This window comes from Bifidobacterium asteroides, assembly GCF_009683175.1.
Taxonomy (GTDB): Bacteria; Actinomycetota; Actinomycetes; order Actinomycetales; family Bifidobacteriaceae; genus Bombiscardovia; species Bombiscardovia asteroides_H.
This window is the reverse complement of the sequence record NZ_WKKW01000001.1, coordinates 940,013-954,358: the sequence shown is the minus strand read 5'-3', so window position 1 is coordinate 954,358 and position 14,346 is coordinate 940,013. Positions and strand designations below refer to the sequence as shown.

Here is a 14,346-nt window from a genome sequence, read left to right as displayed (position 1 = left end):
ATGGTCACCAGGTTCCAAATCGTCCATAAAGGGGCCTTGGAAGCGTTTGACCCTATAACCTATAGATTACCAGCGCTAGGGGACTTTAGGCTTACAGAAAGCTGGCAAGACGGTATTCGCAGATTATGGGTTCACCCATAGGTGTCACGCACGCCTCGGCCCGGCGGATCGAACCGTGAACGGCGGAAGCTGTAGTTGTGGGGGCCGGTCACCCGGATCTGCTTGACCGGCATGCCCAGTCGCTTGACAATGGTCGCCTTGAGCTGGGGGACCAGGTAGGTCAGCTGGGTGGCCCAGACAGTGGTCTGCGCCTGGATAATCAGTACGCCCTCCTGGTAGGAGACCACTCTCGAATGGGCGGCGATGCCGGGTCCCACCACACTGTCCCACTGGTTGCGCAGCCGGGCCACCTTGAGATGACTGGTCCACCCGCTTCCGGCAGCAAGGCTGGTCATCACGCCCCCTAGCTTTGCTGGGTCGCGGCCTGGCTTGCCGAATGCATACCAGGCCTTGCGGGAGTTGTCCTCCCGCTGCCGACGAGTGGCTGCCCGTCGGGTGCAACCCTCGAAGACCAGGGCCGGCAGTCGACGCTGGTCCAGGTGCAGGGTCTCAACAATGGGCGCCTTCATGACTGGTCGTTCCCCTCCGGCCCATCCGAGTCGTCATGCGCTGTCCCTCTGGTTCGACGCAGGTCCTGCATGGCACTGGCTATGGCCGGATCCTGGGCAGCCGGATCAGATGGCTGCACAGGCCTCAGTCCGGACACATCCACCAATCTGGCGCCCTGCAGGGATGGGATATCGCTGTCGGCGGCCACGGTGATCAGCACCTGATCCTGCTGACGGGCGAAGTCCAGAATCTGATCCCTGCGGCCCCGATCCAACTGGGCGAAGACATCATCCAGAATGACGATGGGCTCCAGGCAGCGACGATCCTTGACCACCTGCAGCAGAGCCAGCCTCAGAGCCAGGGCCAGGGTCCACATCTCACCATTGGAGGCGAACTCCCTGGCAGGCATGCCATTGAGGGTGAAGGCCAGATCGTCACGCTGGGGACCGATCAGATTGGTGCCCCGGGCCACTTCTCCCGGGTATATCCGCTGAAAGTGGCGGCTGACGGCCTCGGCGACCTCGGGACCGGTCTGCCTGTCAGGTCCGATCTCCTCCAGGGAGGGCCGGTAGGTCAATCTAGCATCCTGATCAGGGCCTGCCAACCGGCCATATAAATCACTGAAGGGCTGGCCCAGGGCCTCTACCAGAGCCGCTCGTCGTCGGCTCAGATCCAGTCCGGTTTGAATAAACTGCCCGGTCCAGACCTCAAGGCCGGACAGGGCGGCGTCACGCCCGTCACCGGAGATGTCGTGGCCCGCCTGGGAGAGCTGCTTAAGTAGGGCGGCGCGCTGCCTGGCCACATGGCGAAAATCCTGCCGGACCTGGAAGTAGTCGTCATCGAGCTGGCTGCCGGCCTGGTCCAGCACGGCCCGCCTGGCTGCCGGCTCTCCGGAGACCATCAGCTGATCCTCGGGGCTGAAGGTCACGCTGGGCACCCGGCCTACCAGGTCACGCTGATAGAGGGAAGGCCCGCCGTTGATTCTTCCCCGGTTGGCTCCCTTGGCGGCAATGGTCAGCTCATAGTCGGTGGTGGTCCCGTCCTGCTCCAGCCTGGCCCTGATGGTGGCCTTGGACTGCCCACGCTCTACCAGGGGCAGTGAGGACGAGGTCCTATGGCTGCCGCCCGTGGACAGGACCTCGATGGCCTCGACCAGGTTGGTCTTACCCAGGCCATTGCGCCCCTCTAGAATGGTCACCCCGGGCTCCAGATCGAGGACACAGTGCTCCCAGGAACGGAAGTGATCCAGAACCAGACGGGAGATGTGCACGGCGATTGTTCCTCGAACCTGCCCGGCGTCAGTTGTTGAAACGCATGGGCACCAGCAGGTAGCGGTAGTCCATGGACTCCTCGGAATCCTGCTCCTGCTGACCGTTGAACTCCACAGCCTTGACTGCCGAGGTCATCTTGATGCGGACAAAGGGCTCAGCGATGGCGCCCAACCCGTCGATCAGATAGCTGGGGTTGAAGGCCACCGTGATGTCCTCACCGTCCAGATCCGCCTGCAGAACCTCGTGGGCCTGTGCCTCGTCGGCCGTGCCTGCGCTCAGGGTCACCTCGTTGCCGGAGAAGACCATACGGATAGGGGCGTTGCGCTCGGCTACCAGGGCCACACGCTTGATGGCATCAATCAGATCCTGCCGGGCGATGACCGCCTGGATGGGGTATTCGTCCGAAAAGAGACGATCCACGGCCGGGAATTCCCCGTCAATCAGCTGGGTGGTGGATATCTTGCCAGCGTTTTCCACGCCCATGATGGTGGGGTTGTCGGCCTCGTAATCCATGGTCACATTCTGGTGCTCGTCAAGGGAACGGGCGATGTCCCGTAACAAAGAGCCACGGATCAGCATGGAGGTGGAAAAGTCGGCGTCGCGAGGAGTCCAGGTGAAGCTCGAACGGGACAACCTGAAACGGTCGGTGGCGGTCATGACCACCTTGTCCCCGGTGATCTCGGTCTTGACGCTGGTCAGGACCGGACGGCTCTCTTCCCTGGAAACAGCGACGATGGACTGGGAGATGGACTGGATAAAGGTCTCAGCATCCACCTGGCCCATGGACTCGGGAACGGCAGGGAGGTCGGGATATTCACTGTCAGGCATCAGTTGCAGGGAAAAAGTCGATTTGCCCGAGGTTATGGTCATCTTGGATCCTTCGGTTGACAGGTAGGTCTTCTCCGATGGCAGGGATTTGGTGATATCCGCCAGCAGTTTGCCCAGCACCAATGCCGTTCCGGATTCATCGATCCCTGCCTCGATGTGGTTTCTTGCCGAAACCTCGTAATCGAAAGCAGAAAGCTTCAAAGTTCCGTCAGAGGCTTCCATCCTGATGCCCGCCAGAATCGGCGAAGCCGGTCGGGAGGGAATGATGCGGGTGGTCCAGGCCACTGCATCCGAGAGTGCGGATGAATTCACTTCTACTTTCATGGGAGCCTTCTTGTCGATGAATGAACTGGACTCATTCTATCGAATAGGTGGGGTGATGTGGTTGGAGCGAGCAGATGTGCTTGAATATGACGACGATTATTGCATAAATATACATAGAGTCATCGTAATAAGCCCGGTGGATGGTGTGGATAAGTTTTCAAATCCCTGCAATGCGGTGGATAGACTTCATTCAAGAGGTGTGGATAAGTGGTGAAATCGATGTGACTAAAAAGGCAAGTTATCCACAAGAGCGGATTTTCACCGAGTTATCCACAAAAGTCTGGTGGTTATTCGCTACAAATTCACCACTTATCCCCGAAGAATCGGTGGGTTATTCCCAGGGTTTGCCCACATCCGAGGATAAGTAAGTGGATAACTTTTTCTGTAGGTTCACACCTCTATCTGCGTGTCGTATCAATTCTGAGGTTGCTTAAGACGGACGGTCAGCTCCATGACGTAGTTATAAATCTCCCGCTTCTCCTGCATCTCATTGGAGATACGCGTGTAGGCGTGCATGACTGTGGTGTGATCACGGCCGCCGAAGACCTCGCCGATGTCCACCAGGGACATGCTGGTCATTTCCCGGGCCAGGTACATGGCGATCTGCCGGGCCAGGGCGATGTTCTTGGTGCGTGTGCGACCGACGATATCATCGAAGGTCAGATGGAAGTACTTGGCCACCTGGGAGATGATGTCAGTGGGCTTGATCTCCACATCCGTAGAGAAGAAGTCCTGCAGTGTCTGTTCGGCCAGGGCCGTGGTGACCGGCTGATTGTTGAGGCTGGCCACGGCGGTGACACGGGTCAGGGCCCCCTCAAGCTCTCGGATGTTCTCGGTGAAGCGTTCCGCAATCAGATCCAGAACCTCGTTGGGAATGCTGACTCCGTTCATGGAAGCCATCATTCTGAGGATGGCCACCCGAGTCTCCCGGTCTGGTGGCTTGACATCCACGGTCAGACCTGAATCGAAGCGTGAGATCAGTCGGGATTCGAAGCCCTTCAGATTCTTGGGGGCCACGTCCGAGGCAATGACGATGCGCTTGTTGGCATCATGCAGGGCATTAAAGGTGTGGAAGAACTGGTCCAGGGTGGCTTCCTTGCCCCCCAGAAACTGGATGTCATCGATAAGGAGCACATCCACCTGCCGGTAGCGGCGATTGAATTCCGCGATCTGGCCCGACCCTTGGGTGGAGTTCTGCAGGGCATCGATGAATTCGTTGGTGAATTCCTCCGAGTTGACGTATCGGACCTTGAGCGAGGGATCCTTGACCAGAGCATAGTTGCCGATGGCGTTGAGCAGATGGGTCTTGCCCAGGCCCGAGCTGCCGTAGATGCACAAGGGATTGAAGTCCTGGCCTGATCCTTCGGCCACGGCCAGGGCCACGGTCCGCGCAAAGCGGTTGGAGTCACCCGGGACGAAAGTATCGAAAGTGGCGTTCTTGTTCAGATGGGTCTGCGGGTCGCGCTCCACCCGGTTCTGGCTCATGGGGAAGCGAGGCACGGTGAAGGCGGGCCGGGATGCGGTCCTCTCTGTCTCACTCTGTTGGTCGGCATCAGCGCCTGCCCTTGGCCCCATAGCGGGGGAGGGCTCGGACAGCTCGGCCTGCATATCCAGGGTCATGGGCACATAGGTGCCTTCGTGGAAGTCATTGACGGAAACAATCGGGGACTTGGAAGTTCCAGCATTCTCGGCCCGCCAGTTTGAGCGGACCTCTGAACTGGGTGATCGATCGGCACCGACCCGGCGCTGGTAGTCGCCATAGGGATCCTGAGCAGGACCGGGAACCTGACGGAACTCCCCGCTGCCCGGGGTGGAGCCAGTCATGGCGGATGCGCGTTGGTCGCTCTGCTGATCGGCAGCCTTCTGCTTGGCCATCTGTTCTGGGTAGACGATTTTGATGGCCGGGAACATTTCCTGGTTGGTGACCAGCTGCAGTGCATTGAGGAGGGGTTGGCTGAGCGGTCCCTGCACAGCCTCCTGGGTGGCCTTGGAAGAGACCCGAAGAACGATGGTGGTGCCGAAAACCGCCTCGGGGGTGATGTCCTCCAGCCAGCCCTTGTCCCTGGAGGTCAGTGAGCTGCTGTAGCGGAGCACCTGCAGGACCGAATCCCAGATTCTCTTGGCCTGGGCAGCGGCATCCAGCGGATCCTGCGCCATCAGTGTGCTCCTCTCTTCTCGACGACGGATTTCCCGGTCTTCCTGCTTCTCTCAAAGTAGACAGTAGCCCATTGTTACACCGACTTTGCGCGGTTATCCACAGGATAGCGTGTTGTATCTGCGCCGAATGTGAATAACAGTGATGTAATTTGTGGATAAGTAAAGATGCTCTTTCTCCCTCTATGACAGGGTTTGCACAGGGTATGGAGCGGTTCTCGCCAGCTGGATGGCGGGGGCTCGTTTGACTCCGTCCCGGCTCATGTGTACCGTGATATAGCTTGACTCATAACGAGCCGTACTCGAGTATGTCTACACACGGGAGCAACGAATTATGAAGAGGACATTCCAGCCCAACAATCGCCGTCGTCACATGAAGCACGGATTCCGCGCTCGCATGCGCACCCGCTCCGGTCGCGCCCTGATCAACCGCCGCCGGGCCAAGGGCCGTCGGACCCTTTCTGCCTGAGTCGGATCCCAATCCCTTTTCAGAAGGTGGAACGGCTGAGGAGCCACCGGGAGTTCACGGCGGTGCTCAGGCGACGCCATCGGGTCAGCAGCAGGGATCTGGTCATACATTATTCGATACCCGGATCTGACCGGACGGCGACCCCGCTGCCGGTGACATCGGCTGTGCGCGAAGGGCGGCATGACATCCTGCCTGCAGGCAGACGCCGCATGGGGCTCGCTGTATCCAAAAATGTGGGCAAGGCCGTGACCAGGAACAAGGTCAAGCGCAGATTCAGGCAACTTGCCGGATTCAAGGAGGACTTGCTGCCATCTTCCTGTGATTTGGTCATGCGCGCCAAACCCAGCGCCGCCACAGCCACCTACAAGCAGTTGGAGGAGCAAGTGGACAGGCTCTTCCGTGACCTCATGCGCAAGACCGGGAAGACTGCCGGCGGTCTCGATGCACAGGGACAGTCAGGGTTACAGCTTGCCGCCGGGTCCAAACGTCAACCCGTTCAACGGTTGGAAACCAGTGAAGGATGCAGGGCATGAGCGGCCTGGCCTCCCGGGCTCTGCAGGGTGCAGTCCGCTGGTATCAGCGCCACATCTCACCCCTTTCGCCGCCGGGGTGCCGTTACTATCCGACCTGTTCCCAGTATGCTTTGACCGCTCTGAGGCGGTTCGGGGCCTTGCGTGGAACCATCCTGGCCGTTCTTCGGCTATTGCGTTGCACGCCCTTCAACAACGGCGGAATCGATGACGTGCCCCAAAGATTTTCCATCTTCTATCGATTCTCGTGGTCCAAGGCCCATGAGGAGGCCCGGCTGACCCCCATGGCCCCAGACAAGGAGACGGCCTGACAATGTTCCAGAATAACGACACTTTCACTTTCGATACGGGCATATACGGCTTCTTCTACAAGATCCTGTACCCGATCGAGTGGCTCATGACCTACATCATGACTTACTGCCACAAGTTCCTGACTCTAATCGGGTTCCATAAGGGTCCCGGTGTGGCCTGGGCGCTCTCGGTAGTGATGCTGGTGCTGGTCGTCAACCTGTGCGTCCTGCCGCTCTTCATCAAGCAGTTGCGATCCATGCAAAAGATGCAGGCCCTGCAGCCCAAGCTGATGAAGATCCAGAACAAGTACCGTAACAAGAAGGATCCGGCTAGCCGAGAGGCCATGAGCCGGGAGACCATGAAGGTCTATCAGGACAACCACGCCAACCCCATGGGATCCTGTCTGCCCGCGCTGGTCCAGGGCCCGGTCTTCATGACCATGTTCTACGTGCTTTCGGCTGTGCCCTTCATTGCCCGGGGCAAGCGTGCACCCCTGGGAGCCTTCAATCGACAGGTGGCGCGAGAATTCGAGGAGACCACCTTCTTCGGGCTGCGGATTTCTGACAACTTCATGTCCGCCCAGGGTGCGGGCCGCATAGTCATTGTGGTCTTCATCGTGCTCATGTGCCTGGCCATGTTCTACTCGCAGTTCCACAACGTCCGGCGGAACATGCCCAGGTCGGCCATGCAGGGGCAGCAGTACAAGATGCAGCAGATGATGGCCTTCATCTTCCCGGTCATGTACATCTTCTCGGGCATCTACTTCCCCTTCGCTGTGCTGATTTACTGGCTGACCAATAACCTTTGGAATCTGGGCCGAACCCTCTTCCAGGTCCGCCATATGCCCACTCCTGGCTCGCCGGCTGCAGAGAGCAAGGAGGAGCGGGATCACCGCCGCGAGAATGCCCGCCGCAAGCGCCAGGGACTGCCCTCTCTGGAGGAGGAGCAGTTGATGGAGGCCAAGCGGCTGGAGGAGGAAGCCCGCAACAATAAGAACGTCTCCCATCAGCGTTCTCAGCCTCACCGCAAGCGTCGGGGTCGTTGATGCGGCTAGGGACAGTGGTGACCGGCGCGGTGGCCCAGCTTTCGGTCGGACGAATACTGGAGTAGTCTGCAATCATCACGTCCGTGTATCCTCAATACTGGACACTCGATTGGTGACCAGGGATCCGACCAGGAATCCAGTGGACATGAGGTTATGAATCGGATGTAAACGCGTGTAAGGAGAGCATAGATGTCTCAGTCTCTGGACCAGGGAAAGACCATCGAGCAACTCAATGAGGAGGCGGATGTCGCCGCCGACTATCTGGAGGGGTTGCTGGACATCGTCGATTACGAGGGCGATATCGAGATGGGGGTGCGCAACCACCGTCCGACCGTGCAGATTGTGGCTGACGACGACACGGATATCAAGCATCTGATCGGCAAGGATGGCGAGGTGGTCGATGCTCTTCAACAGCTGACGCGGCTGGCCGTGCAGCAGAAGATAGGGGAGCGCTCCCATCTGATCGTGGATGTGGACGGTTTCCTGCGGCGTAAGCGCGAACATCTTCGTGAGCAGGCCCTGGACGTGATTGACGAGGTCCGTGAGACTGGCGACCCCGTCAATATGAAGCCTATGAACTCTTTCGAGCGCAAGATTGTCCATGACATGGTTCGTGAGGAGGGGTTGAAGTCACGCTCCCACGGCGAGGAACCCCACCGTTACGTCACCGTCTATCTGAAGGCCAAGAGCGAAGACGAGGACCTGCCTGACGATGTTGAGGTGGAGCCAATCGGGTATGATGCCCCGCTGGACGCGGATGAGACCGATCAGGTCGATGATTCGGCTGACTAGGCGGCTGATGACCACCCTGAGGATGTCAGCAGAGAGTGACTGCAGAGCGATGTAGGGCTATGGGCCGATGATGTACTTCATGACGTCGGCCTTTTCCGCCTTTTAGATTCGTCCATTGTTTGGCGCGGTCGTACTGCTCTAAGTCTGTTTTGCTATCTGCCAATGCTGTGCTACTTGCCAGCTGTGTAGCGCTATCTTGCTCATGATGGTAGTTAATTCGACATGATGCTTAATCCGTGATGCTTAATTAGAAACATTCTTGGTTGATGGTCATCTATCAGAGACCGTACCTATGCTGTTTCCGATAGGATATTGATATGTGATTCTCGATGCTCTTTTGCGGTTGAAGACCATACGTTGGTAGCGGTCGTAGGGATCCGACGGTTTCGGTTCTGACGGTGAATTCCTGCTGGATACGAAACAGTAGGACACTGTCGCAATCTGTGGCTGTGATCAGCTGGGCGTCGAATGTAAATGTAAGGAGTTTGAAATGGCTGTTGTGGATGATGAGCTGAACGATAGCCCTCTCTTGAGGCAGGTCCTCGGCGAGGCTCTGATGCCCATGCAGCGTTTTCATGACAAGCTCTTGCGCGAGGGTGTAGAGAGGGGCATCATCGGTCCACGCGATGAAGATATTATTTGGGAGCGGCACATACTCAATTCAGCAGCCATTGTCCCTTTCGTGCGAAGACGATTGACCACTGACAGTCCCACGGCAACGGTGGCGGATATAGGTTCAGGTGGAGGTTTTCCTGGTATTGTACTGGCAGCTTGCCTTCCACAGTGCAAGGTTGTCCTGGTCGAGCCAATGGAGCGGCGGGTAATCTGGCTGCAGGAGGTCGTTGATGAATTGCACCTTGCTAATGCGGTCGTGCTGCGCAAACGTGCAGAGGAGCTTGTTCCGCAATTCTCTAAGGCTTCGATGCGGCACAACAAAAAAGGTTCACAGAGCCGCCGCCATGGTCGTCGTCGAAGCGAGGAACAGTCTGTTTCGGCATACGGCCGTGGTAATTCTTCAACCTTGGCTGCAGTCAGCAATGATGACAGTCAACCAGATGTAAATGGCCATGACTCCTTGGGGGTAACGGGGAGAGCAGGTCTAGCAAACGTCGACTCCAATCCCCCAGTTCCTCAGACTTTCGATGTTGTGACATGCAGAGCTGTAGCACCCATGACTAAGCTCGCCGGATGGACTCTACCTCTTTTGAGATCGGGAGGTGAGCTTGTTGCTCTTAAGGGTCGTTCGGCCCAGGCTGAGCTTGATAAGGCTGCTAAAGAGATAAGAAAATGCCATGGAGAGAATCCACGGGTTTGCCAAGCTCCAGTTGCTCCTGGTCTTGAGGATACCCACGTGGTTCTCGTGGACAAGCGCTAAAGCACGATACTGATATGAAATTATTGCATGATTTTGTGTATGAGACCTGGCCTAGAAGCGAGTTAAGAATTGGCTAGATTCGGTAATGGATTATCAATCTTTAATATTGGGCCTCATAAAGTGGCTGATCGGCGATTGACTAACTATGTTATATTACGGTTAGTTGGTTTTTCCTAGACAGCGGCATAACTGATGCTCGAACGAGATGAACGGAAGTATTCAGTTAAAAAGTTAGCACGCTATATATCTATATTGTCTGCCTCGAATCTGCTTTCTGTCAGAATCGTCCTAATCGTTTGAACATTTGTTTTAAAAATGGTCAAACGGACAGTAGACAATGTACTAACCGTCGATTGATAGCATTTGAAATAGATATATCCTGTTTCTAGGATGCTCTGTACAGCGCAGTCATTCTTTTAGTTTAGTATGAACAATATTTATTCTGATCTTGTCTTCAGAATATTATTCATTCGTTTGTACAAAGACCTATCTCGGATTTCAATTTAATACTATCTCGTGATTTGGCATTAAGAGTTTTAGAGAAGTAGTTTTTTCGTTCCTTCGTGCCTTATGAATTCATCTGTTTCATGGATTAGACAGCTTTAGTTATACTCATCTTTCTATACTCTACAGATTTGCATGATTCCTTTACGTCAGGGGGAGTCTATTGTAGCTAATATCTGTTGATTTTAGGGTCCTTCATCGATCTTCATAGAGTTGCGTTTGCTCTTACATACGCATGGGGATTGTGCGAGTTATCGACTAACTGGATTAGAAGCGGTCTCTGAATTATTTTATCACGTCGAAAATTCTTGTGATATCCGGGATAGCGGAACAACTGGACTGAGCAATACGAGGCCTATCCAGTGGTATAAAATTGGTTCACTCAGCTATGTTTCACGTGAAACATTATAAAATCGACACAGATTTTGACCTGCTCCAGTAACAATGCTCTGTTGATTCCGAGCTTTGTTGATCTAAAAGACCTACCGGGCTTTCGAGGGTAGATATATGAGTGTAACAATGTTGTACGAGAAAGTGTATTTGTATTTGCTAGATCCGGTTGTATCTATGGCTCAACTTTATACAGCCGGAGACACCGCTGGTAGATGACTTATAGGTAAAGATTGGCTGTAGAGTTTCACGTGAAACAATCAACCCAAATCACAACAATCGCGATCAGTGTTATTGGAGCCCGGTCGAAAGAAAGTCGCGGTCCCTTTTATATTCAAATAGGAGAAGTCGTTCGTAGCTCTTTTCTTCGAGATCTTTTTTCAACAGTAAGCGAGCTATTTCGAATGAAATGCTGATCGTTATATTGGAGTCAGTTGCTTGACTATACAAAATTCACACTTTGGTTTACATTGTTATTGCTGTTCGCCAATCCAGTATGGTTAATTTTCGTATGCGATAGACTTTGAAATTGAAACAGGCAAAGCTTGGCTGCTTGACTGTGTAAAACCGATAATTAGCGGGGCAGCTATATTTTCCGGGCAGAAAAGCTGTTTCACGTGAAACACCGGCCTGTTGTTTTGTATTGGATTTACCGCCCAAAATTCAATCTGATAGTCTAATCTGAGAGTCGCGCCGGCATTTATAACAGCCGTCCAACAGATGGATGTAATCATTGATTATAACCATGAATGTTGCTGTTTAAATTAAATGGGTAGCAAATTTATCTATTCGCTGTCATTAAGTTATGCACAATTCAGACCTCGCGATTGAATTATCCACATTTTTGTCTGCGAACTATAACCGGAGACTTCAAGTGTCAGAATTGTCAATAATTGCAAGGCAAGATTAACGATCTAGTAGAGGTGTAGTTCACATAGGAGTGGAAGAAGCTATCCACACTTGTCCACAGTTATGAACAGTGATGGTGTATAACTTGCAGCCGCTCTTACATGTCCAACGAGGACGGGAAAATTGAATGGTTATCAAAAGGAGGAAGGTTCGTGACCGCATCGAAGAAGGTGAAACCCGTTTCGAGAAATACTCCGGAAGTCGGTGAGCAGTCTACGCCGAACACATCAGGTATGGAGACGGCAACGGATATTCTGAATCGAATATTCGCTGACGGGACCGGTTCGGTGTCCGGAGCGGAGATGGCAGATCTATCTGCACGCTATCAGGCCTTACATCAGGCTCATTTCCCTAACCCGTCAAAGACTCGCTTCATCGCCGTTGCGAATCAAAAAGGCGGGGTAGGGAAAACCACGACCACTGTTAATCTGGCATGCGCGTTTGCAGAATTTGACCAACGTGTGCTGGTCATCGATATGGATCCACAAGGCAATGCTTCCACTGCACTGGGTGTGGCTCACGAGTCCGGGACACCATCAACATATGATGTACTTGAGGGTCGTCTTGGGATCGACGACGTTAAGGTGGTTTCTCCTGAATTCCCCAACCTTGAGGTTGTCCCATCGTCTATTGATCTGAGTGGCGCTGAGCTCGAAGTTGCGGATATGCCCAACCGCAATCAACTCATGAAGAAAGCTGTCGCCGACTATCTAAAAGTCTGCCGCCAGCATTATGACTATGTTCTTGTTGATTGCCCACCTAGTCTGGGGCTGTTGGTTCTGAATGCCATGTGTTCCGTCAATGAGGTATTGATTCCGGTGCAAGCTGAATACTATGCTCTTGAGGGACTGCAACAATTGCTGCATACCATAGGACTTGTTCAGCAGAGCTATAACCCCTATCTGGTAATCTCGACTATGTTGTTAACTATGTACGACAGGCGGACACTGCTCAGCAAAGAAGTGTTTGATCAGGTCAAGGAACATTATCCAGAGATAGTACTGAATACAACTATCCCGCGTTCAGTCAAAATCTCTGAAGCTCCCAGCTTCCGACAAAGCGTTGTCACCTATGACCCCAAAGGAGCCGGCGCTATCGCTTATGAAGAGGCAGCGTTAGAAATCGCCCAGAGATCCGAGCAAGTACTGGAACATATCGCCAGCAGAAGACAGGGGGAGTGAGGACATGACAAGCCGTTCACGGTTGGGCAAGGGCTTGGGGGCTCTGTTCCCCGCCCTGCCGGGTGAAGATGACGAAACCAATGCTGATAAAAGTCGGCAACAAGATAACGAAGCATTGAATTCTCGCAACAGGCAGCCTACTCTTCAAGGCTTGCCTGCGGAATCGGATGGACAACAGCTCCCAGTGACGGACGCCTCAGAAAAAGACGGAGACAAAGGAGGACAGAGTACCACGCATCCGGGTCGTGCAGGCTCTCAACTAATGGCTACGACAACTTCTTCTAAGAGCAGTCGCAAACGTACTAATTCGAGGCAAAGGCGTGCCCGCATTCCTGATTCTCTCGACAAGGATGTTTCACGTGAAACATCCACTTCGAAGAGGACTACCAAGCGTCGGTCTGTCCCGTCCATCAGCAGCCTTGAACATCCAAGTGATCTATTCTTTGGACCTACAACGACAAATGTTTCACGTGAAACATCGTCCATGATGGAATCGAGTGAGGGTGTCGACCGTCAGGTAAATGAGACTCGGCAAAGCTCTACCCGCACAGGCGCTGTTCGCAGTGAAAGCGAGCCAAACAAGGCGGAGGACAACAGCCAGGAGGAGTTGAAACCCGTCCAAGGTGGGTACTTGGCCGAGGTGCGTGTCGATGATATTAGGCCCAACGCTCAGCAACCACGGCAAATCTTCGATGAAGACGAACTGCTGGAGCTGTCCCGCTCCATTAAGGAAGTTGGTGTATTACAGCCCATAGTGGTGCGTAGATCAACTCTTGCAGACCGTCCAAGAACAATTGAGGATAAAACCACCTCAGTTGACAGCGCCGAAAACAAAATCAAGGCAATTGGCAGCACCACGCCCGAAGAAAAACAATCGGGTCAGCTTGTAAACCAGAGAGTGGCTAATCTACGTCAGACAACACATTATGAAATCATAATGGGTGAGCGTCGTTGGCGAGCTACTCGATTGGCTGGCCTGGACACAATACCGGCAATTGTGAAAACAACGAGCGATGACACCATGCTGCGGGATGCTCTGCTCGAGAATCTACATAGAGTGGCTCTTAATCCGTTGGAAGAAGCAGCCGCTTATCAGCAGATGATTGACGAGTTCGGCTTGACTCAGGACGGTTTGTCCAAGTCGATTTCTAAGTCCAGACCTCAGATCACCAACACACTTCGACTGTTGAAGTTGCCCCCAAGTGTACAGAAAAAAGTAAGCTCAGGTGTGTTGTCAGCTGGACATGCTCGTGCCCTGCTTACTTTGCCGGATGAAAAGTCCATGGCTGCTCTGGCAGACAAAATTATTGCTGAAGGTTTGTCGGTACGATCTACCGAGGAACTCGTCGCGTTGCAGACCGGGCAGACGAAGAAGAAAGCAAAAAAGCCTAGGGTTAATGCTTGGGCGGATAGTCCTGTACGCCAGGATTTGGAAAGTCGCTTTGATACCAAGGTGGCTATCAAGGGCTCTAAAAAGCACGGGAAGATAGAAATCGTATTTTCTTCACCTGAAGACATGGACCGCATCGTCGCCATTCTCTTGGAGAAGAATCAATTCGCAAATAATGACAGTCGTTCGGGCGATAAAGGCTGGGTTTAATCACATGATTTGTCGTTTTCCTGTTAAGTAGAGTGTCCGATCGCGGTCGATGGATAACTAAAGGAAATTTGATA

11 protein-coding genes and 1 pseudogene are annotated in these 14,346 nt (G+C 53.9%); 8 read left to right on the top strand and 4 right to left on the bottom strand.

The features are described 5' to 3' along the window. Window positions 1-131: 131 nt before the first annotated feature. The 4 genes from GKC41_RS04040 to dnaA all read right to left on the bottom strand — a co-directional run bounded on the left by GKC41_RS04040 (window position 132) and on the right by dnaA (window position 5,189). A complete protein-coding gene (locus GKC41_RS04040) occupies window positions 132-629 on the bottom strand; it encodes a DUF721 domain-containing protein (protein ID WP_154313013.1) in 498 nt (165 codons plus the stop codon). Further along, entirely contained in the window at window positions 626-1,879 is a 1,254-nt protein-coding gene (recF, locus tag GKC41_RS04035; protein WP_324612023.1) for a DNA replication/repair protein RecF, read from the bottom strand. The genes GKC41_RS04040 and recF overlap by 4 nt, the downstream gene beginning before the upstream one ends. Window positions 1,880-1,907: 28 nt before the next feature. Further along, a complete protein-coding gene (gene dnaN / locus GKC41_RS04030) occupies window positions 1,908-3,032 on the bottom strand; it encodes a DNA polymerase III subunit beta (protein ID WP_154313012.1) in 1,125 nt (374 codons plus the stop codon). A 414-nt stretch (window positions 3,033-3,446) separates the two neighbouring features. Then, window positions 3,447-5,189: a chromosomal replication initiator protein DnaA gene (dnaA, locus tag GKC41_RS04025; RefSeq protein WP_154313011.1), complete on the bottom strand. Its 1,743-nt coding sequence runs from the start codon at window positions 5,187-5,189 to the stop codon at window positions 3,447-3,449. A 331-nt stretch (window positions 5,190-5,520) separates the two neighbouring features. Here dnaA and rpmH point away from each other — a divergent pair, with 331 nt between their 5' ends. From rpmH to GKC41_RS03985, 8 genes and pseudogenes are all read left to right on the top strand, one after another. Further along, window positions 5,521-5,655: a 50S ribosomal protein L34 gene (rpmH, locus tag GKC41_RS04020; RefSeq protein WP_015022700.1), complete on the top strand. Its 135-nt coding sequence runs from the start codon at window positions 5,521-5,523 to the stop codon at window positions 5,653-5,655. 26 nt (window positions 5,656-5,681) lie between these two features. Next, window positions 5,682-6,074: pseudogene (gene rnpA / locus GKC41_RS04015) on the top strand (ribonuclease P protein component); the annotation flags it as partial. A 110-nt stretch (window positions 6,075-6,184) separates the two neighbouring features. After that, the gene (yidD, locus tag GKC41_RS04010; protein ID WP_154313009.1) at window positions 6,185-6,496 is read left to right on the top strand and encodes a membrane protein insertion efficiency factor YidD; all 312 of its coding nucleotides are present in this window, start codon (window positions 6,185-6,187) and stop codon (window positions 6,494-6,496) included. A 2-nt stretch (window positions 6,497-6,498) separates the two neighbouring features. Next, complete coding sequence (yidC, locus tag GKC41_RS04005) at window positions 6,499-7,521, top strand: membrane protein insertase YidC (protein WP_029678379.1); 1,023 nt, start codon at window positions 6,499-6,501, stop codon at window positions 7,519-7,521. A gap of 189 nt (window positions 7,522-7,710) precedes the next feature. After that, window positions 7,711-8,313, top strand: coding sequence for a protein jag (locus GKC41_RS04000; RefSeq protein ID WP_154313008.1), 603 nt, complete (start codon window positions 7,711-7,713; stop codon window positions 8,311-8,313). 490 nt (window positions 8,314-8,803) lie between these two features. Next, window positions 8,804-9,688 (top strand): 16S rRNA (guanine(527)-N(7))-methyltransferase RsmG, encoded by an 885-nt coding sequence (locus GKC41_RS03995; protein ID WP_154313007.1) that lies wholly within the window; start codon window positions 8,804-8,806, stop codon window positions 9,686-9,688. Between the two features lie 2,036 nt (window positions 9,689-11,724). Continuing rightward, on the top strand, window positions 11,725-12,672 hold the full coding sequence (locus GKC41_RS03990) for a ParA family protein (protein WP_154313093.1): 948 nt from the start codon (window positions 11,725-11,727) through the stop codon (window positions 12,670-12,672). Between the two features lie 4 nt (window positions 12,673-12,676). Continuing rightward, complete coding sequence (locus tag GKC41_RS03985; RefSeq protein ID WP_154313006.1) at window positions 12,677-14,272, top strand: ParB/RepB/Spo0J family partition protein; 1,596 nt, start codon at window positions 12,677-12,679, stop codon at window positions 14,270-14,272. Window positions 14,273-14,346 lie beyond the last annotated feature (74 nt).